Raw genomic sequence first — 19,551 nt, forward strand, 5'->3', positions numbered from 1 at the left:
TGTCAAGAAAGAAATCTTTTGAAATTAAGCATTTTCTATAATCCTCTCCCTCGTTTCTTTCTGTTCGCTTGGTATCTGAGCTTGCGCTGCCATGCTGCTTCGGCATAATCATCGCCCTGTGCGGTTGGTGTAATCATCCCGCCTAAGCCTTCCAACACTTCATCGACTACGCTCATGGCAGTATCAGCCACTGCGTCAATGGGACTTTGCATTTGTGGGATGTCATTGTCTCGTGAGATAGAGGAACGGCTTTTGGGTACAAGTTGATAACCTGTATCAGGCTGTTCGTTCTTTTCTATCGGTTCCTGTAACGTTTGGTGTGGTCTTTTTAATGCTTCTTTGTTAGTTGGTTCAAAGTTATTCTTCAGGGAACGGTAGCCGAACTCCCTGCCTATTTCCGACGCCTTGAAAGATTGTCCTCTGTATGAGAACTTCAAGCCATAGACCTTTCCCTGCTTGTTCTTCACGCGCTCTATGGTAATGCCGTTCTTGTTTAATTCGTAGAGGAACATGGAATGTCCCGTGATGCCTGTACCTTTGTATTTATCAAGCAGGGTATAGCATATTCTTTGCAGTTCTTTCTTTGCTTCCTCTCTTGTGGGATTGGCTTTTACCTTTTGGTGTTTCCTCTCCGCCTTGACCTCCTTTGCGATAGTCAAGCCTTTCTCCCTGCTGATGTCCTCCGCCACCCTCGCTGCCCTGTTGCTCACAAAAGTGGTGTCATATACCTCTCCACACAGACTGATGCGGTTGGCGATGATATGAATATGCCTGTTGTCGGTGTCCTTGTGTGTTACGGCTACCCATTGGTGATAGTCAAGCCCCATTCGCTTGGCAAACAGATGAGATATCCTCATCAATTCAGAAATAGGCAGTTTCTTCTTGTCCTGCGGAGCGATACCTATTTCGATACGGAGGAACTTGTTCCTGCATCGGCTGTTGTAGTCGCTGACCACCTTCATTTCCTCATGGATAGCCTTCGGCTCCCTGCTGCAAAGATTGTGGAAGGCAAGCCGATTACCTAACTTGCCCTCTCTGAAAATATAGTCTAAAGCTGTACTTCCGTGCGCTATCGCCTTACACTTTCCTATCATCTCTCGTCAAATTTAAGACCTTATAAATATCATCATCAATCCGAAAGTGAGGGTCGAAAAAACGCTTAAATGCTTCTTTGGCACATATGGAAAGGTTCTTGGTTATCGGCACCCATGACTCGTCCTTTATCCTGATGAGGTTGGAAACCTGTGCGTAGTACATTCCCGTTCGGTGGAGTACGGCAATGGCTTCCTTTTCATTGTCGGTCATCTTGGGAACGGCTACCACTTCACCATTCAAAAGAATCTCACGGCAGTACTCGGAGAACTTCCGCCCTGTGCTTTCTGCTTTTGCCTTGATGCGCTGCTTCTCCTCCAAAGTACACCTAACCTTGATGAACTCCGTCTTGTTCATCTGTTTTTCTTCATTGTTCTTCTGCTGCCATTGGGTAGCTTTTCTTCTGTATTTCTTCATATAAGTTTCTCTGAAAGTTAAGCATTATGGATGATTCGTTGCTGCTTAATTTCTGAATACTGACCGATGAGAACGGAGTGATTACGGTCTTATCTCCCCGATAGATAGACGAGGGGAGCAAGCGCAGTTTGTGGGTACAAACTGACGTCTTGCAATATCAGCTGAGATACCGATAACGCCTTGGGGCGTTTCCCCTGCCGAAAGTGAATACACGGCATTCCGTGTCTAACTGCGTTCGTGGCATTCCCACCGTTCAGGCATTTGGTCAAGAATTTTGTATTCATTTCTTTTCGGTAAGGGTCGAGGGTTTCAAAGAAAAGGGACAACCTTTTTTGTGCAAAACCCTCGACCCTTTTTCTCATACTTATAGTTTTCTCCACTTCTCTATATCCTCATGGTATTCTTCCAAATGACTGCGCACGAGGTTCTCCACGAAACTTGAAAGGTTGCTGCCCCTGTCGCCCAATCTTCGCACAATGAAGTCGGCACGTTCCTGTGTCTCTTTGCTCAGATAGACAGCCTTCCTATTACTGAGTTTGGCAGGTAAAAGATAGGCTTGCTTGTAGGCTTCAAGCGTTTCCTTTCTCATTTTGGCACTGATGCGTTTCTGAACAGGAACGCTCTCGGAGTGCTGCGGACGCTCGTCATTCTGCGGTCGCTTGGCATTCTGCGATTGCCCAATATGCCGTGCCATCCTGGATTGCTCTGATTGCTCCGTGGAACACTCCGATTGGATTTTTGCCGTACGTTTTTCCTGCTGCCGTGCATCCTCTATCGGCTCTTTCATGGGAGCGGTACTCCCCTTTAATGCGACTTCATTTTGCGTTGTCGGCACACTGCCGTCTTCGTCATCTCCTCCGTTCAGATACCATTCGAGGCTCTTGTCCGCTTCTGTAGTGTTCATATTCTTTTCCATTTCTCTATCTCATTTTATGTTTAACTTGTTTTACCTTTATGGGATTGGTTTGTGTTTGTGACATCGTCAATGATAGGCTTTTCTGCTGTTCACGCACCCTATGGATGTGATATTCGTTGAGGTCTTTGAAGTTCCTGTAATGCACGGACATATCATCTACCTTGAAACCAGCCTCCATGAAATCCTCCGTAGCTCTCCGTCCAGCTTCGTCATTGTCAAGGAAGGTACGAATGGAGGATACTTGCCTGTCATTGAGATAGCGAATGCTCCTTGCCACATTACTCACGGAGTTCATCACAAGGCAAAGGCTGATGATTTCTTCTTTCATTGAAAGGAAGGATAGAAAGTCCATAAAACCTTCGAACACGCAGACCGGTTTCATTCTATCCGTTATCTTATCCGTGAACACGGGGGTAATATCCTTCGGAGCAATCGTTCCCTTGAAAGAGCCGTTATCCCGAAGTTCATAACCGCCCGATTGGTTGGCGAAACCTATGGCTTGATAGTGCAGCCCTCTTACCTCATAGCTGATACAACGCAGAAAGGGCATAGCCTTTTCTAAGTTGATGCAGCGGTCTTCCTGAAGATACTTTAATAAGTGTGGAGGTAAGGTGTCTGATATTTCTATCAGTCTCCTTACTCCACTTGCGGATGCCATAGGTATGCTACTTCTTTTCATTGCCATGTCTGCCTTTTGAGAACTACAAGCAGTGCTATCGGGTGCGTTCCGTCCCAAAATGCGGATGCCTTCCGACAATGTGCAGCCTTCCAATCGCATACAAAGGTCGATAATACTTCCACCTTTGCCTTCGGCATAGTCTATCCAAAGATTCTTCTCTGTGTCCACCTTGAAACTTGGATGTGTGTCTTCACGAAACGGTGAACGGTAGAGGGCATAAGATGGTGTCCTACGCACAGATTTGATACCTTTCCTTTCAAGATACTCCACTATGGGGTATTGCTTGATGCGTGATAAATCTTCTTCTTTCATTGTCATTATAATTATTGGTTGAACATTTATTCATTCTGATTTTATATCGGATTATATTTTGATTATGCTGATAGGGCAAACTTCATTTATTCTTTTTCGTTTCCTAAAGTTTTTCCCCTAAAAACTTTTTTCACTTTCTTCTTACTACATATATTTTGATTGTAAGTGATTGACATTCAGGTATGAGTTGTAGTAAACAACTATACTACATACGCTACTATATCAAACTACTACAACTATTTACCAATGGGCAAGGATGGATTTTCCTAATCTTATACACATAGACAGGACTACAACCCTCACGCCTCTTGCTTACCTTTTCAAAGCCAGCTCTTTTGAGTGCTTCGCCCATACGTTTGAGTGTCAAAGGTTGATGCGTATAAACACCTAAATAAGCGAGTATTTCGGTAGTGGTCATATAAGCACAATGAGGATTGTCCTCTGTTGACTTTTCAAAACAGCGTAATAGTAGTTCCATTTCTGCGGTCTGTACTTGGAAGTCCTCACTCTCCTTGTAGAGTTCCGTGATTTCTTCATCGTTAAACCAATATCGGAAGCCAGCGTTTAACAAGGCTTCCGCTTCGGTATAGACTGCATCCATAGAAATACCTTTAGCTCGTTCAATATCAATGGCAAGCACCTCAAAGGGTAGAAATCGTCTGCTTCCTGTGGGGTCAGTCAAGAAGTCATTGCCGTTCACTGATGCTACAAAACTTGCCAAGTGTGGGTGTTCCTCCACATACTTGTCGTAGGGCATACGGTATTTGACCATCGGGCAGGTGATGAGGTTCTTCAGTTCGTTCTCGTCCCGCTTATTGAGGGTTTTGAGCTGATCGTCGATGTTTACGATAAGGTTCTGACCGATATAGGTGAGTGTGTCCTTCTCCTGCGGATATATCTTGCCAGTATAGCTGTAACCTTTAAGCGCAGGCGGACAAAGCAAATCAAGAAAGGTGGTCTTGAACTTTCCTTGTTCCCCTGTTAGTACAAGACAGGTATGGTTACGGCATTCACGGTCGTCCATAGCGTTGGCAACCACTGCAACAAGCCATTTGGTAAGGTACGGCAGCCACTTCTCGGAGTTACGGACGGTAACGCACGATGCAAGATTGGCGATGGCGCATTGGTTTATCTCTATCTTGTACAGCACTTCTGAAGCATCAACCGTTGGCAAAGCCTTGAAGTAGTCCTGTATGGGATTGATACGGGGAGAAAAGCTGCTTTCAATGATGGAATAGAGATTATCAGCGGAAGTAATAATACCTTCCTCGCTATCAAGTTCCCTGCGAAAGGAATTGATGTCATAACGGCTGACCTTACTATACACATTGGCATATTTGGGAGAAAACTCTGTTCTGCCAAGTACAGTGTTGAACCTGAAGTCATAATGGGTGGAGAGGTAGCTTTCTATCTCCTTGTTTTTGGAAGTTTGCCTACTATGCTTCGGCTTGTCTTCTGCGTGTATATTGCTATTGTCTGCGCATTTCTTCATAATCGTCCTAAAATGGTTTCTGAAAGTGAAGTTAAGGAGGATAATTCTGACAGCCAAGCATTCTCGGTGTGCTTGCATAATGTTGCATAGACTTGCTATAAAATTCCTTGTGGGAAATCATCAAACATCTTAGTTTTTAGTGGAGTAAATGGAGAAATCAAAGGATAAAAGGAAATGATACAAATACCAATAATTGATTGGTTTTGTAACAAACCACATTCAAATGCGGTATTCTGCACATTTGGGTAGTGAGCTATAAGTAAAGGAATAACAAAGAACGGATAAGGCGAAAATAACTACCTATTTAAACAAAAAGCAATCCACAAAAAGATGTAAGCAAAAATTAAGAGCTTATCTCTATGTTCTCAGAAATCTTAGAACAAGATAGAAGGCTTATGCCAAATGGTTGATTGTATCTTTATATTCTATTGGCAGTGAAAGAAGAAAAGTGGGTGTTTCAGTGTTGATAACGACAAGAAATGAGGAAGAAATTTTCATCGTGTTTCCTTTGTTTTCCCTACTGTTCCTTAGTGCTTTGAGCATAAGGAAACTATTCCTACTTTTGCATCGTGCTGGGGCGCAGAACGCTGCAACACAAAAAAACAGTAACAACAAACAAAACAATAGAAGTATGGGGTATTTAATAATTACAGACCAGAACTGGCAGAAACTAAGGGACGAGATATTAAGTCTTGCCGACTGCTGCCACAAGGCATTTGGAGAGAAGTGTAAGCACACAGATTGGCTTCACAATGGTGATGTGTGCAGGTTACTTAACATCAGCAAGCGCACCTTGCAGCACTACCGTGATACGGGCGTGCTGCCGTTTACACAAATCGGACACAAGTGCTATTACAGGCGTGAGGACGTGGAGCGGTTGTTGCAGACAAAATCAGAGAAAACCAAGAACAATAAATAAAGATGGAAACAGTAAGAGATTTGAACATGGATTCGGACGAGATGCAGGTGGTGCTGTCCGCCATAAGAAGTGTGAGCAAACGGATAAAGGATGTAGCAGAGACATACAAGCCTCTCTTTGGCGGTGAGCATTTCCTCACAGGTAAGGAGGTGTGTGAACGGCTATATATCAGTCCTCGAACATTACAGGATTATAGGGACAAAGGAATTATACCCTATACGCAGTTTGCGGGGAAGATACTCTATAAGGTTTCAGATTTGGAGAGGCTACTAGAGGAAAATTATAACACATAACAATTTTAGCACACCTCTATTTGTTGTAAAATCTAAAAAAAACTGGTTCATCTTCTTTTTACACTTTTGTGTAATGTATTTCTTGATATACACTTCTAATTTCGCAAAAAATAAATTATCAGTTATGGAAGAAAGATATAGTAGAAACAGACTCTATGTGAGTGAAAACGAGCAAAGCATCATCAAGGATTATAAGATATTCCTTGGTGGTGCTGGTATCGGTAGTATCGTGGCAGAATGTGCTTTAAGATTAGGTTTTGAACATATCACCATTGTTGATGGTGATAAGGTAGAAAAGACTAACTTAAATAGACAAAACTACACGGGAAATGACATCGGTAGGTATAAAGCTGAGTGCTTGGCAGAACGATTGTTAAGTATAAACCCTAATGCACATATAACCGTACATACCGAGTTCTTAACGTCAGATAATATCGAAGCATTGATTGCCAATCACAATGTTGCTATCAATGCTTTAGATTTAAAGGACGAAACTCCTTTTGTCTTTGATAAAATCCCTTATTTCCGCAGCGTTTTTGCTTGCAAGAAAAGCAAGTGCATGATACATAAAAGTATTCAAACACTTGCGTATGTCAGAAAATTCACTTATCTTAGTGCTACTAAACATATAAAATAATCAACCAACTGGCATGACAAAAGTAGCAATAAAATCTGACAAAATAACCTCTTTGGGTGGAATTTTTCACGTAATGGATGTTTTTTCCAAACTTGGACTCAATCAAATTATTGACTCCTCGCTTGGTCAGCGTGGCAGTACAAGTACGGCATTCCAATATAGTGATATTATTTCATCGCTGTTTTATAGCTATTTATGTGGTGCTGATTGCTTGGAAGATATTAACACGCTCGTTGCTCAGTTTTCATTATCTCCCAAATGTACACTTCCTGGGGCAGACACTGTTGGTCGTGGTTTAAAAGAACTTAAGGAAGCAAATGTGGTTTACACTTGTGATAAATTCAAGCACGCTTATAAGTACAATAAGGCTGAGAAATTAAACCAACTTCTTCTGACGATGGTTAAGCATCTTGGTTTGACACACGAAGGAAGCAGCGTTGATTTAGACTTTGACCACCAGTTTATTCCTGCGCACAAATACGATGCAACATATTCTTATAAAGGTGATTACGGTTACTTTCCTGGCTGGGTACACCTGCCTTTCTCCTTTCTTGAGCAGAACACCTTCTTTATGCTCGTTACAGCAATGTTGAAGAACTTCTACCTTTTTCTCATTGATAAATTACGCGAGTTCGGGATAAGAAAAGGCTTGAAAAAGTTGGTAATCTCGTCAAAAATTCGTATCTTTATAGGTGAAAATCAATAGATTACAAGATTTTTGAACGATGATTACCAAGGACAAAGTTACTGAAATTTTCTGTATAATCGACGAGTTTGATAAGAATTTGAGTGCCGAATTAGCGAAAAACCTGCGTCTACCGTCCCATAACAGTGACGGCAAACGCTACCGAAACCGCAAGGGCAGACTCTCGGAAAGTGAGATTATGACCATTTTGGTATGCTATCATTTCGGCGCATATCGCAATTTCAAGGAGTATTATTTGAATTGGGTCAAAGGGGTGATGCGTCAGGATTTTCCCGACGCGGTTTCCTATAACCGCTTCGTTGAACTCATGCCAAGAGTGTTCTTTAAGATGATGCTGTTCATGAAGCTCTATGCCTTCGGCAAGTGTACGGGTATAACATTCGTTGACAGCACAATGATACCCGTATGTCACAATGTACGACGATATTACAACAAAGTCTTTGCCGGCCTCGCCAAGGACGGAAAGGGTACCATGGGCTGGTGTCATGGATTCAAGCTGCACCTGCTATGCAATGATTCTGGTGAAGTGATAACGTTCTGTCTTACAGGAGCAAATGTGGATGACAGAGATAGCAGGGTATGGACGGTATTTGCAAAGGTCTTATTTGGGAAGATCTTTGCTGATAGAGGGTACATCAAGCAGGAACTCTTTGATAGTCTGTTCAGTCAAGGTATCCAACTCGTTCATGGGCTCAAGGCTAAGATGAAGAACAAACTGATGCCTATGTGGGACAAGATTATGCTGAGGAAAAGATACATTATCGAGTGCATTAACGAACTACTCAAGAACAAAGCCAACCTTGTTCACTCAAGACACCGCTCGATACACAACTTTATCATGAACTTGTGTTCTGCCCTTACAGCATACTGCTTCTTTGAGAACAAGCCAGAGGCACTGCCAGTGTATGTGGAAAAATCAAGGCAGTTGGAACTTTTTTCATACTAAACTTATCCCGAACTCAAGTATAAATTGTCTCAACAAATAGAACCTCTAAAGAAAAGCAGTCGTTTGAAGAAGTTCATATTACACTTCATCAACGTACCTGCCAAATGGATTAAGACAGGAAGGAGATACGTCTTAAACCTATACACACCCAAAAAGTATTATATCAAGATTTTTAAAGAATAGCTTCAAACTCTTTGCTGAATTTTATCTTCCCCATTCCCTATGGGTAAGGGAACTTGTGTCCAATAACCAACCTATTTGTGATAAGTTGAGCAAAAAATGACAAATCGACCTTTCTCGTAGGGTTAAATGAGACGCAAACAAGTTTTGAAACAAACAAGGAAATTGTTTGCGGAAATAAGGTTATTTGTTAATGTTCGTTTATCATTAAGCATATAGTCCTTATTCTGTAAACCCTCTTTTTTTGAGAGTTATATAGTTCATATACATTCCTCTTTTCATTCTTTCACCCAATGGACGTTTCCCATTGGCTATCTCATCCATAACTTTCCATTGCCAATCTTTGAGGACACGACGTCTGCGATCCCACTCAACCATTTTTTGAACCAACTCAATTGTGATATTATCGTTATCATAATCAGTTGAGGGAGCATGACTTGCACTATGTGCTTTATCGTCTTCGGAAGCAAGCTTATCTGCCTCAAACAACAATTCGATATTCTTCTCACAAACGATATTATAAATATTTATGGCTTTTCTTCTATCTGAATCAGTAAACTTATGATTAAACTTCAACTTATGAGCCGTTTCTTGAGCAGCAGACTGATAATTGATAGACAAACAATCAGTTTCTTTTCCCCATTCAGCAATTTTTCTCCACAATGAATATGGAATAGATTCTATAATTTCCATATCATGAGCTACATCTTCATCGTTCTCATCAGGACTCAGTGAAAAACCTTTTCTGACTGGAGTTGAAGAATTTATGAGATCAGACTTTATATCATTCAAATCATAAGACCAAGTATATGCCTTAACCTTCTCCCAGCATTCTTCTTTTTTTGACCACTCGATATAATGTGAAATAGGTGATTCATTGAGAATGAATTCATTAATCTGTTTCATTAGCTCATAAATGAAATCAGAAAGTGCGTTAGAAAGGCATTGGTTCTTCCAAATCTTGTAGAGGTTTAGCTTTCCCTTCGTTATGGTAGTTAATAAAGAAATAGCATAAGGAACAACTACTTGTTTCAACTCACCAATATTATTTCCAGATACTTTGGTACCATATCTTTTATCTGCAGTTCTGAATAATATCGTTTTGGCAATGGCATCTTCATAATAGATGCTATTGAGGTTTTTAATACTTTCAGGTAAGTTATTATTTATGAACTTACTGTAGTTCTTTTCGTTACCACGTACCACGATAAACGGACCGATTGAAATCTTTTTCCCATCATACACTTCTTCGTATGCGTTTATATATTTGGCAAGTTCTACCTTCGTAATAACCTGCTTCTTGGGATATTTCAAGTCAAAGGCAGTTTGGCGAGATTTGGTAAACCCCTCCTTTTGACGAAGATTTTTATATTGGCCTCTTGCTCTTTCAAAGAACCAATATGTCTGGATGTTTGAATCTTCTGTTATTGGTGTCATGATGTATCGTGATAACTTCTCAAACGCAATAAGATGGGCATTATTGGCTGTAAAATCAGCGTCATTCACCTTGTTTTGTGTATTTGCATATCGAGAAATGCGTGATACAATATCGGCAAATTCTTCTGCTCTTTTGATCACCGAGATTTTAGCTTGAACAAAAATCCCAGAGATGTCAGCCTTATCCTTTTTCCATGTATGGTAGATAGATGCAGTTGTTTGACCGCCATTTACAATCTGTAAATTAGAAATCTTGACAATGTTTCTGCCTATAGAATCTAATTCGATGTGATCTGCAGTAGCCGCTAATCCATTATTGAAGGCCAAGAACATATGTGGCTCTTTTTTAATTGTATCTCTGATACCTTTGTTAATTTTTCCCGTAAATTGGAGGAAAGAACGAACATTTTGTTCCAATAATCTGGCACCAAACCTTTCATATAAATTGGCCAAACATATTCCAGGTATAATAGCTACATATGCTTGATAGTCTGGGTTTTCAGAAGCTGCTGATAAACATGGGACAGTATAGCCTTCCTCCATAAAATTAATCTCAATAGGCACGCGTGACTCTACTGTAACTTGGTAAAGATAGCGAAGGTCAATCACCCGGAAGAATACTTTATATCCACAGATTTCTATATTAGCAGGAATTTCCCCTTTATATTCTCCATTAGTTAGGATAAAGGCATTAACTCTTACCAAATTCTCTTTTAATTCTTCATATGAAGATAGAGTATTTGCGAACTCGAATATTTCAGATGATTCTGCAACTTCATTTGCATAATCACCATATACAGCCTTTCTGAAGAAATTAATAATTCTGGTAGCAGCTCTATCAATTTCAGCTTTAGGAGTTGAATATATGCTTTCTTCACACCCAAAAATAGAAATAAATAAGTCAACAGTTTCATAATTATCAGCTATTGCATAACCATTAATTTTATGTTGCTTTTTTGTTCCTAAGTCTTTTTCATCAAAAGCTACTGTTGCATTTTCAGTTTCTCCAGCTTCTGACAATACATCAAGAACATATCTAGTAAATGTTTGCTCTTGATTATCGCCATCTTCATTAGATAGTTGGCGGGTTGCAATCTCTTGAATGAGAGATAGATAATATTTATTTATGTCATTATTCATGTCACTTTATGGTATTAAATAAAACACCTTCAGGAACTAAATATTCATCGCACATGCCGATAGAAATAACATAAACGACATTACTAACTCCGTTTCTAAGATCATTCTCCATGATTCTTGGGAAATCGGCTAATACTTTATAGTACTTTTCGCTCCTTTTTTTATAAAAACGCTCAGCATATAAGGATTCATGACAAGATATGTACTTCGCTTCAATGAGCTTTTCTTCGAAAATACTTAGTGCAGGTACATTGCCACTGAGAAGGGCCTTTATTTCTGACACAATCATAGGCAAACTTTCTCCATTAGTTTTGGATACTTCTAAAACTAAATGATAAACAAATAAATGAGCGACAAGTGAATTATCAAGTTGTCGTTCTCCGTTTATAGTTATGAATTGAGCATTATTGGTAGATGTTGTTTTTACTTCAACTGCCCAATTATCGCCTTGAAAGTCCTTATTTGTTTTCTCAACTCCAGTCCACAATTGTAAAGTAGAAACATAGGTATCATTTGAACTTCGATTTAACAATTTCCTAAGGAAAACCAATTCTCCGTATAAACCTTGCTGTTCTTCTTTTGATAATCCTTCGAATTTAAGTTTTCCGAACAAATCCTTCCATCTATGTAATTGATTTACAACCTCTTGAGCCATTTCTCTTGTAGAAGATAGTGGTTTTAGAGTAGTTATCAAATCTTCACATAATGCGGCGAAAACTCTTTGGTTTTCAATTCTCATCAGTTGAACATGGAGCATCTTTTGTCCTGGCATTGAAGCATCCAAAAGCTGCCTAATTCTTAATTCGCTCAAATTGCTTAAAGACGAAATATCAATCTTGAATTCTTTCGAGAAAGAGACCGCTATCCCAACTATATCATCGGGATAGCTATATGTGGCATATACTTGTATTGGTAATGATGTGTCATACAGTTTCTTCACAACCCCTATAGTTGCAAGGCTTTTTAATGAGCTCCACAACTCTATAATATGATATTTATTCTCCATACTCATTGTCGTTTTCATTATCGAAATTGTCTTCAATATCGGCATATTCTCCTACCATATTCACTTTATAATTTACAGCTATAGATGTATCTGTTGCAGGAAACGAAATAGCGAACCCTACAAAAGGATCATCACTTACTGTAAACACGGTTGAACCTTCAACGGGCACGTTATTCTTCATAACGTTGGCACCAATAGGATTTAATGGATATATAATTAGAAGTGGTTGAGCTTTGGGTCTGAAATTACTACGTACAACTAATGGCTTGGGATATGCCTTTGCCCAAGTTTTACCACTATTAATAGCCTCTTGCTTTGTTGCTTCAAGAGCTTCATTTAGCACATTCTTATCTAAATCCACAAATTCATCGGCTTGATTACCTACTATATGATTCTTTCGAATAAAGTAAGTTTTGTAATCGGTATCAATAGCTCTATTACGATAGAAACAATTAACTTTATATTTGTTACAAAAACAATATTCCTTATTCGGTCCACTACCAGCCGTTTTGTTCATTAGAACTACGCTCCAATTCGTTAATTCGCCATATCCTTGTAACTCATTAATATACTTAACTATCAACTCAAGATTTACCTTTTTGAGAGATTCTGCAACAGTAAATTCATTGAAATAATCAGAGATTTGGTTTGCTGGAACGTTCTTCCAAAGATAGTCTCCGTCTTTGATTAGCGGCTCACCTAAACCAGATAGAAGCTCTTCGGTTGCAACAAGGTTTCTATTCTTTAATCCCTTGTCAATTGGCAATTGATACGTTTCAATGAGGCGAGAAGCCCATGATACTTGAATTTCTTTGGTATTTCTCATTTTATTAAGAGCTGTAATCTGCAGACATCCTGGATGCGTACGCACCTTAAGGGCATACTTATCAGGAGTACTTCTCGATTCTGCAAGGTAGTTGAACTCATCACGCAACTCAGCACTAGCAACAGCTATGTGTCGATACCATTCATTAAGTTCCGTACTTGTAAATAATCGGCATAAATCAACATATCCAGGACGATAACCAAACCATCTGCCCATCTGCATTAATGTGTCATACATTTTAGATGCACGTAGGAAATAGCTTATTGAAAGACCTTCCAAAGTTAGACCTCGAGATAGTTTGTCTCCGCCTATAGCAATTACAGAAACCCCATTTTTAGAACTCAGTTGATAATCAAGAATATCACCTGAAGATCCGTTAATGGATTTCACTTCAATTTTCTGAACAACTTTGAAAAGCAAAGGCTTAATATCTTCCCACTGGTGGACTTGCAAGCAATGATCAATATTGGAAAGCGACGAATTTTTAATTTTATTGGTTGTTTCAGTATAGTCATTCTCTAGCAAATCTTGAAATTCACTGAGCACAGATGAATCGTTTGCTTCTATCTCTTGCTTATAATAAGAAAACTGCTGAGCGACCAATTCTTTAATCTTATTTTGCCATAGCTGATAGCGAGAAACGTGGATAAGCATAGAGTTATGCTTGTTTTCTTGGCCTCTTGCTATACGTATAGCGCATGTCAATATAAAGCTCTTAATAGCCGTCTTTAATGACTCTGGTATATCTGTAAATGTTGGCTTGGGATCATTCTTTTTGTGCCCCTCTGGTATGAAAGTCAGATAATCGCTAATAGGAACCACAATTGGCAACAAGTCTTCTTCATCCTCAACATCCATACTTGTCCCAAATACTTTTTCAGGACCAATATAATTAGTTGGTGCAGGTAGATTGATAATGAAGTCACGTGGAAACAGATCTGATTCGTCTTGTGCTATAAATATATTAGCAAAAGGGGTGGCTGTATATCCAACATAGGCAGACCTATTGAAGTGTCCAATCAGCGTTCTAATAGCATTATTAATTGCTGTTGGGTTTAAATTCTCATCTCTCTGTGTATTGATTGAAGCATTATCAGCTTCATCATCAACCAGTAGCAACGATTTATTGGCAATCTTGTGACCCCCAGCTTGAGCTCTTAGCCAAGCGTTCAAGCGCCTTAATACTGCTGCGTTCTTTTTTACAACCAAAATTATAGGTTGCGGTGCATTGAAGTTGAAGCCAGCTGTATTTGCTGCCCTACTATTGAAATCGCCAGAATCCAAACTTGTGGTATAGGAATTAGCTATAGCGGAATCAAAACCAGGAATCAGTCCCACACCGATTTTGGTAGTATTATTGATATTATATGCTCGTTCGTATTGGGTATCAAATCCTAAAAAGCCCTCATCTATTCTACTTTGAGTTTGGCTTCTCAGATTATTCAATATGCCAGCTAGTACAACGATAAAATTGAAGCCAGCATCAGCAGCTTTGCAAATTAAGCCTGTGTAATTAGCTGTTTTACCAGATTGAACTTGACCTACAACTAACCCCTTTTTATCAATTGTGATATTGGTCAGCTGTGGATTAAACAAATTATCTAAAATGCGGTCACTCATATCATCTAATTTTTGAATGACAAGTGGAGCAAAGCCTTTTTGTTCAGACAGATATTCTTTATATCTCACCCAAAAGTCCCAAGTAGATTTGCGTTCAGCTTTGAAATCTCTAAGCCAAGGTTGTCTTCTTTCATTTCCTTCTAGAATTTGAAAATCCTGAATTCTTACTCCATACAAGGATAGTAATTCGTTTTTTACTTGCGCAATATCCATATCGGGATAGATTCGTGATACCCTTGCTATAGCATCATTAATCTGATCGTCTGTTACAACAGCATTTGGTCCGATTAGGACTCGGCACATATTAATAATTTGATTCTGCATAGCTATAAATTTTCGATTAAATCCTCAAAGAGATTAAATGGTTCTACTGTTTTTAGATATGCTTTAGCTTGTTCAGATGTCTTTCCCATTTTAATTTGGTTATCATACATCATCCGCATCATATCTGTTATGATTGAAGGATTGATACTTGTAAAAGGTTCAAGTTGAGACTCTTCACCTTTTGCTTCATTGATATAAATAGTCTTAGTTGGTAACGTTTCCTCAATAAAACTAAGGAGAGTGTTAATAGCCTTCTCTGGGTTATCATGAGCCATACTTTTAATTTGCTGAATCATATCATGTTCACGATTAACCACAAAAGACCATTTGTTATCTTTTTTCTTCTCGCACCATAGAGGTTGGAAAGATGTACCAGCTTTCTGCTTCAGAATCTTTCCTCTATGTCGATAGACTTCACAGCCAATTGATCTTACAGCTTTAGCGTAAGATTCAAGTTGACTTCTATTTTGCATTGGAGGATAGGCTCTTGATTTTTTAATATCAATCTGCCATTCAGCGTCCAATGTATTAGGTAAATCTATCTTAATTCGCACTAATTTATAGTGTTCTTCCTTTCTAAATAGCCCAAGCCAATCACCTGCTAAAAGTAATCTTTTTCCTCTATACACATAGAATCCCTGCTGAGCTGCCCATCCATTTATACCTTCGGCTTTAGTATAGGCTACTTCGCTAGAGAAAGCACTTTTATGAGGCAAAACATACCCCTTGACAGATATTCCACCAATAATACTCTCGGTGGGTCTTATCTGCGTCTTTGGTTTATCTTCACAGAATGGATTCCAAGGCTCTATCTCATGCTCACACCAGAAAATCTTCACAACTTTTTCTTCAATAAAACGGTGAAAAGTCATTGAAATGTGTCGTTTCACCTTATCTAATTGTGAAGAAAATTTAGCCTTTGAGTTAATATCAATCTCACTTGTTTCTGGGTTAATGATTCGGTCTAAACCTGACCATACAACCAAAGTGCCATGAGAAACATCATCAAGAGCATTTATATATTCATCAGGAATCCATTGAAGAAGTTCCCATTGGTTTGTTTTTGCAACATAGTCTAAGTCCCAAGTCCAATAGACGGGCTTGTAATCAGCCTTTTTGCTATATACGGTAAGTCTTCTACATTGAGAGAATGAGGCGGTTTTCAGTCCTAAACCAAATCGACCTAAATCACTTTTTGAACGTTCTTCCAAAGGATTTTGAGAACCTGGTCTCATAGCTTCAATAAGTTCTTGGTGGTTCATTCCAATACCGTCATCTTTAATAGTGATAATGGATTGGCCACCTTTCCAGATTCTTGAAATCCAGATATTATTCGCACCAGCTGATATAGAGTTATCTAATATATCAGCTATTGCTGTTTCCAAACTATAGCCCATAGCTCGAAAAGTCTCAACCATGGACGCAGCAGCAGGTGTAGCATTAGCGGTTTTGAGTTCTTCGTAATTCATCTTCATGAGCTAATATTTTTTTTATCTCTAAAGCAATCTTCTCTGCAAGTACTACAGGGACAGCGTTACCAATTTGTTTAAATGCGGCAGAGCGACTTCCTTCAAAGAAGTAGTCATCTGGGAATGATTGTATTCTTGCAGCTTCACGTATTGTAATAGAGCGTACATTATCCGTAGTTGGATTAGGAGTTGGATATATGTAATAATGTCCATCCATAGCGATATGCGCTACAACGGTGTGACATACCCCGTTAGGATCTACCACACAAAACCTATTTAAGAATGTCTGCGTATTTTTATGTTTTTGCAGTGAAGGATCAAGCTTATCATACCGTAAACGTTTCCCTTCATTCCATTGTTCAACCGCTTGCTTATAGATTTCTCTGTCTGTAGGATTGTTAGGACGTGCAATGTGCTGAGTGGTAAAGCTCAAGACTCCTCTAATTCCTGATTTTTTAAGGTATTCCATTTCGTTTAAAGGCTTTGTGTAATGAACAATTCCACAAAGTGTACCTTCACCAGCTTTGATTATAGGCAAATCACAAAACAAATCCCTCATTATTTTGTATGGCATTTGCTCTTCAAGAAGGTGCGGATAGTGATACGAGGTATCTTCTTGTGTGTCTCTTTTATTTTGCCAACCAACAATAATGACCCTATGACGTTTTTGTAAAACGCCATGCTGTGATGCTATCTGTTCACGAAAATCTATATTGTAATCCAACTCACGCACCAATCGAATAAGATCCCTAAATGGCTCTCCACCTTTAGCAGTAAGAATTCCCAAAACATTTTCAAATACAAACATTTTGGGCTTATAACGCTTAAGGAACGCTACATAGAATTTATATAAGTCATTACGAGGGTCTTCTTCTATTTTCTTTCCTAATCTGGCACGGCCAGCGACAGAATATGCTTGGCACGGTGGACCTCCAATTATCATATCAACGGGCTTCCCATTACAAAGTTTGTCAACTCTTTCAAAAAGGCTTGACAATGTTTCTTTCCCTATAGCTTCTTGAATTACAGAGTCAATCACAGATTTAGGAACTTTATTCCAAAGCCAACTTCCATCTGTCTTTTCCTTCTTATTTTTGAGGTATTCTTCGTATATTTCAAGTTTTCCGTTCTCCTTTAAATAATGAAATGCTGCACGAGTTTTCAATGAATCACAAGCATAGTGATCCATCTCAATATGTGCTATGGGTTCATAACCAGCTCTGATAAAACCTTCTGATAGCCCACCAGCACCTGCAAACAAATCTATAAATCTGTACTTCATACGTTAATTATTTTGTTTTATTAAGCAGTTCTGATACATCAACATCTAAGAGATTAGCTATCTCTATCAATTGGTGGACAGAAGGTTGTGAGCGGTTAGTACACCATCTGGAAACCGTCATGTCTGATTTTCCTAATTGATCAGCAAGCCATTTGCTTGTCTTGTGATTATCTGCCAATGCGGCTTTTAATCTATTGGGTATTTGTTTAACGCTCATAATCTCAGCTGAATTTCTTCTATTAAAACGGCAAAAATACTCATTTATTGTTTATTTTCCTACAGATTTTTGATATTTAACCCTAATCAGCTTGCTTTTTTAAGCTCACAATGAACTTATACTCGTTGATTATCTCCTTTTCGGTTGCTTCCGATATATCAATCTGACAATCTGGTGATTTGCGTAATACCATCATCATTTTTTCAAGTGATGGCAGCTTCGTTGAGCCATCATAGTGAAAGTTTGCTTCATAACATTCGAATCCTATTTGGCCTATCTTACCCATATCTGGCTTGCCATTCTTCACCAATGAAGAATAAGGGTACCATTTGATATTTGCTACATCGTCAACATTCTCCTCTATGCACTTATATACGTGAATCGGATTTTTGATATTCCTTACTTCCGCAGCGTTTTTGCTTGCAAGAAATGCAAGTGCCTGATACATAGAAGTATTCAAACACCTGCGTATGTCAGAAAATTCACTTATCTTAGTGCTACCAAACATGTAAAACAATAAACCAACTGACATGACAGAGGTAGCAATAAAATCTGACAAAATAACCTCTTTGGGTGGAATTTTTCACCAATAAAGCGTTCAGAGTTAAGTATTGTTCAGGCACTTAAGCGTTTAGGAATCCCAAGGCGTACCTTTTATAATTGGTATAAGAAATATGCTATAGGAGGTTTGAATGCTCTCAGAGCAACACATTGTAGAGCACCGACAACGTGGAACCGCATACCTGATAATATTCGACAAATAGTGGTTGAACTTTCTTTAGAGCATCCAGAGCTCACCCCTAGGGAATTGTCAGTTCTTTTATTGGAAGAGAGTCAGATCTTTGTTTCAGAGTCAAGCTTTTATCGTATATTACACGAAAGAGGGCTATTAGAACGTATGGAGCATGATTTTATCTTTGCAGCTGATGAATTCCATCATAAGACTAAATTCGCCAATGAGATGTGGCAGACCGATTTTACCTATTTCAAAGTCAAGGGTTGGGGCTGGTATTATCTCTCTACTGTAATTGATGACTACAGCAGGTATATTATCCATTGGGAGTTATGTTCGGGTTTGACTTCTGATGATGTATCTAGAACTATAGATAAAGCAATTGAGAAGGCAGGAGTTACATTCCAGAATCCTCCTTGTCTGTTATCAGATAATGAACCATTTATATTGCTTCCTCTCTCAAGGAGTATCTCTGTAAGGAATATAATATCAAGCATATTCATGGCAAACCCTTGCATCCGCAGACACAGGGAAAGATAGAACGATATCACAGATCGATGAAAAATGTAATTAAGCTAAATCATTATTTTTGTCCCTCTGAATTGGAAAATGCTATCGATGGGTGGGTGAAATATTATAATGAGAGAAGGTTTCATGAATCGTTAGATAATCTTACACCCAAAGACGTATATTTAGGGCAAGGGGAGAAAATCAAAAAGATAATAGAAATAATAAAGCAAAATTCAATCAACAAAAGAATTTTTGATAATAAAACAATGAAATATAAGAGTAAATAACTACATTTGCAGTTGTGCACTTTTGTTTGACAACGTATAGTACGTAGTCGTGTCGTAGTAATATGCACAAGTAACCATCAGCTACAACGTAATCCTTTCTCTTTCACTGTG

17 protein-coding genes and 3 pseudogenes are annotated in these 19,551 nt (G+C 38.9%); 8 read left to right on the forward strand and 12 right to left on the reverse strand.

All coding sequences use genetic code 11. From position 1 onward, the window contains the following. Positions 1 to 35: 35 nt before the first annotated feature. The 5 genes from HMPREF9144_RS09205 to HMPREF9144_RS09225 form a co-directional block, all read right to left on the reverse strand. Entirely contained in the window at positions 36 to 1,094 is a 1,059-nt protein-coding gene (locus HMPREF9144_RS09205) for a relaxase/mobilization nuclease domain-containing protein (protein ID WP_006045703.1), read from the reverse strand. Then, positions 1,078 to 1,509, reverse strand: coding sequence for a plasmid mobilization protein (locus tag HMPREF9144_RS09210; protein ID WP_006045704.1), 432 nt, complete (start codon positions 1,507 to 1,509; stop codon positions 1,078 to 1,080). Before HMPREF9144_RS09210 ends, HMPREF9144_RS09205 begins: the two co-directional genes overlap by 17 nt. 364 nt (positions 1,510 to 1,873) lie before the next feature. Further along, entirely contained in the window at positions 1,874 to 2,425 is a 552-nt protein-coding gene (locus HMPREF9144_RS09215) for a DUF3408 domain-containing protein (RefSeq protein ID WP_006045706.1), read from the reverse strand. A 4-nt stretch (positions 2,426 to 2,429) separates the two neighbouring features. Beyond that, positions 2,430 to 3,416 carry a toprim domain-containing protein gene (locus HMPREF9144_RS09220; RefSeq protein ID WP_040595718.1) on the reverse strand — a complete coding sequence of 329 codons (987 nt, stop codon included), beginning with the start codon at positions 3,414 to 3,416 and terminating at the stop codon, positions 2,430 to 2,432. A gap of 217 nt (positions 3,417 to 3,633) precedes the next feature. Further along, positions 3,634 to 4,908, reverse strand: coding sequence for a virulence-associated E family protein (locus HMPREF9144_RS09225; protein ID WP_006045708.1), 1,275 nt, complete (start codon positions 4,906 to 4,908; stop codon positions 3,634 to 3,636). Positions 4,909 to 5,539: 631 nt separating this feature from the next. On the opposite strand from HMPREF9144_RS09225, the gene HMPREF9144_RS09230 reads away from it, so the two are divergent. From HMPREF9144_RS09230 to HMPREF9144_RS14085, 6 genes and pseudogenes are all read left to right on the forward strand, one after another. Beyond that, positions 5,540 to 5,827 carry a helix-turn-helix domain-containing protein gene (locus HMPREF9144_RS09230; protein ID WP_040595825.1) on the forward strand — a complete coding sequence of 96 codons (288 nt, stop codon included), beginning with the start codon at positions 5,540 to 5,542 and terminating at the stop codon, positions 5,825 to 5,827. Between the two features lie 2 nt (positions 5,828 to 5,829). Beyond that, the gene (locus tag HMPREF9144_RS09235) at positions 5,830 to 6,120 is read left to right on the forward strand and encodes a helix-turn-helix domain-containing protein (RefSeq protein ID WP_006045711.1); all 291 of its coding nucleotides are present in this window, start codon (positions 5,830 to 5,832) and stop codon (positions 6,118 to 6,120) included. Positions 6,121 to 6,244: 124 nt separating this feature from the next. After that, positions 6,245 to 6,637, forward strand: a pseudogene (locus HMPREF9144_RS09240) (ThiF family adenylyltransferase); the annotation flags it as partial. A gap of 133 nt (positions 6,638 to 6,770) precedes the next feature. Further along, positions 6,771 to 7,295 (forward strand): annotated as a pseudogene (locus HMPREF9144_RS13305) (transposase); the annotation flags it as partial. 187 nt (positions 7,296 to 7,482) lie between these two features. Then, entirely contained in the window at positions 7,483 to 8,409 is a 927-nt protein-coding gene (locus HMPREF9144_RS09250; RefSeq protein WP_006045714.1) for an IS982 family transposase, read from the forward strand. Between the two features lie 36 nt (positions 8,410 to 8,445). Further along, positions 8,446 to 8,592 (forward strand): annotated as a pseudogene (locus tag HMPREF9144_RS14085) (IS1380 family transposase); the annotation flags it as partial. Positions 8,593 to 8,811: 219 nt separating this feature from the next. Here the strand turns inward: HMPREF9144_RS14085 and HMPREF9144_RS09255 are convergent. The 7 genes from HMPREF9144_RS09255 to HMPREF9144_RS09285 all read right to left on the reverse strand — a co-directional run bounded on the left by HMPREF9144_RS09255 (position 8,812) and on the right by HMPREF9144_RS09285 (position 18,358). After that, the gene (locus HMPREF9144_RS09255; RefSeq protein WP_006045715.1) at positions 8,812 to 11,166 is read right to left on the reverse strand and encodes an AIPR family protein; all 2,355 of its coding nucleotides are present in this window, start codon (positions 11,164 to 11,166) and stop codon (positions 8,812 to 8,814) included. Between the two features lies 1 nt (position 11,167). Further along, on the reverse strand, positions 11,168 to 12,172 hold the full coding sequence (locus HMPREF9144_RS09260) for a PD-(D/E)XK motif protein (RefSeq protein WP_249031162.1): 1,005 nt from the start codon (positions 12,170 to 12,172) through the stop codon (positions 11,168 to 11,170). Beyond that, a complete protein-coding gene (locus tag HMPREF9144_RS09265; protein ID WP_006045717.1) occupies positions 12,162 to 14,942 on the reverse strand; it encodes a Z1 domain-containing protein in 2,781 nt (926 codons plus the stop codon). Before HMPREF9144_RS09265 ends, HMPREF9144_RS09260 begins: the two co-directional genes overlap by 11 nt. Before the next feature lie 2 nt (positions 14,943 to 14,944). Further along, a complete protein-coding gene (locus tag HMPREF9144_RS09270; protein ID WP_006045718.1) occupies positions 14,945 to 16,417 on the reverse strand; it encodes an ATP-binding protein in 1,473 nt (490 codons plus the stop codon). Continuing rightward, positions 16,383 to 17,693 (reverse strand): DNA cytosine methyltransferase, encoded by a 1,311-nt coding sequence (locus tag HMPREF9144_RS09275; protein ID WP_006045719.1) that lies wholly within the window; start codon positions 17,691 to 17,693, stop codon positions 16,383 to 16,385. Before HMPREF9144_RS09275 ends, HMPREF9144_RS09270 begins: the two co-directional genes overlap by 35 nt. Before the next feature lie 7 nt (positions 17,694 to 17,700). Beyond that, positions 17,701 to 17,910 carry a helix-turn-helix transcriptional regulator gene (locus HMPREF9144_RS09280; RefSeq protein ID WP_006045720.1) on the reverse strand — a complete coding sequence of 70 codons (210 nt, stop codon included), beginning with the start codon at positions 17,908 to 17,910 and terminating at the stop codon, positions 17,701 to 17,703. A gap of 82 nt (positions 17,911 to 17,992) precedes the next feature. After that, the gene (locus HMPREF9144_RS09285; protein WP_006045721.1) at positions 17,993 to 18,358 is read right to left on the reverse strand and encodes a hypothetical protein; all 366 of its coding nucleotides are present in this window, start codon (positions 18,356 to 18,358) and stop codon (positions 17,993 to 17,995) included. 162 nt (positions 18,359 to 18,520) lie between these two features. Here HMPREF9144_RS09285 and HMPREF9144_RS09290 point away from each other — a divergent pair, with 162 nt between their 5' ends. After that, entirely contained in the window at positions 18,521 to 19,183 is a 663-nt protein-coding gene (locus HMPREF9144_RS09290) for a DDE-type integrase/transposase/recombinase (RefSeq protein WP_257009659.1), read from the forward strand. Then, on the forward strand, positions 19,156 to 19,440 hold the full coding sequence (locus HMPREF9144_RS09295; RefSeq protein ID WP_083818161.1) for an integrase core domain-containing protein: 285 nt from the start codon (positions 19,156 to 19,158) through the stop codon (positions 19,438 to 19,440). Before HMPREF9144_RS09290 ends, HMPREF9144_RS09295 begins: the two co-directional genes overlap by 28 nt. Positions 19,441 to 19,551: the final 111 nt, after the last annotated feature.

It is taken from the genome of Prevotella pallens ATCC 700821, assembly GCF_000220255.1.
In the GTDB taxonomy this organism is placed as follows: domain Bacteria; phylum Bacteroidota; class Bacteroidia; order Bacteroidales; family Bacteroidaceae; genus Prevotella; species Prevotella pallens.

Bases quoted from the DNA above. Each gene is read 5' to 3' on its own strand.
- HMPREF9144_RS09210 (WP_006045704.1), bottom strand. From the start codon at position 1,509: ATGAAGAAATACAGAAGAAAAGCTACCCAATGGCAGCAGAAGAACAAT.
- HMPREF9144_RS09250 (WP_006045714.1), top strand. From the start codon at position 7,483: ATGATTACCAAGGACAAAGTTACTGAAATTTTCTGTATAATCGACGAG.
- HMPREF9144_RS09285 (WP_006045721.1), bottom strand. From the start codon at position 18,358: ATGTATCAGGCACTTGCATTTCTTGCAAGCAAAAACGCTGCGGAAGTA.
- HMPREF9144_RS09260 (WP_249031162.1), bottom strand. From the start codon at position 12,172: ATGGAGAATAAATATCATATTATAGAGTTGTGGAGCTCATTAAAAAGC.
- HMPREF9144_RS09220 (WP_040595718.1), bottom strand. From the start codon at position 3,416: ATGAAAGAAGAAGATTTATCACGCATCAAGCAATACCCCATAGTGGAG.
- HMPREF9144_RS09235 (WP_006045711.1), top strand. From the start codon at position 5,830: ATGGAAACAGTAAGAGATTTGAACATGGATTCGGACGAGATGCAGGTG.
- HMPREF9144_RS09230 (WP_040595825.1), top strand. From the start codon at position 5,540: ATGGGGTATTTAATAATTACAGACCAGAACTGGCAGAAACTAAGGGAC.
- HMPREF9144_RS09270 (WP_006045718.1), bottom strand. From the start codon at position 16,417: ATGAAGATGAATTACGAAGAACTCAAAACCGCTAATGCTACACCTGCT.
- HMPREF9144_RS09280 (WP_006045720.1), bottom strand. From the start codon at position 17,910: ATGAGCGTTAAACAAATACCCAATAGATTAAAAGCCGCATTGGCAGAT.
- HMPREF9144_RS09275 (WP_006045719.1), bottom strand. From the start codon at position 17,693: ATGAAGTACAGATTTATAGATTTGTTTGCAGGTGCTGGTGGGCTATCA.
- HMPREF9144_RS09265 (WP_006045717.1), bottom strand. From the start codon at position 14,942: ATGCAGAATCAAATTATTAATATGTGCCGAGTCCTAATCGGACCAAAT.
- HMPREF9144_RS09205 (WP_006045703.1), bottom strand. From the start codon at position 1,094: ATGATAGGAAAGTGTAAGGCGATAGCGCACGGAAGTACAGCTTTAGAC.
- HMPREF9144_RS09225 (WP_006045708.1), bottom strand. From the start codon at position 4,908: ATGAAGAAATGCGCAGACAATAGCAATATACACGCAGAAGACAAGCCG.
- HMPREF9144_RS09215 (WP_006045706.1), bottom strand. From the start codon at position 2,425: ATGGAAAAGAATATGAACACTACAGAAGCGGACAAGAGCCTCGAATGG.
- HMPREF9144_RS09255 (WP_006045715.1), bottom strand. From the start codon at position 11,166: ATGAATAATGACATAAATAAATATTATCTATCTCTCATTCAAGAGATT.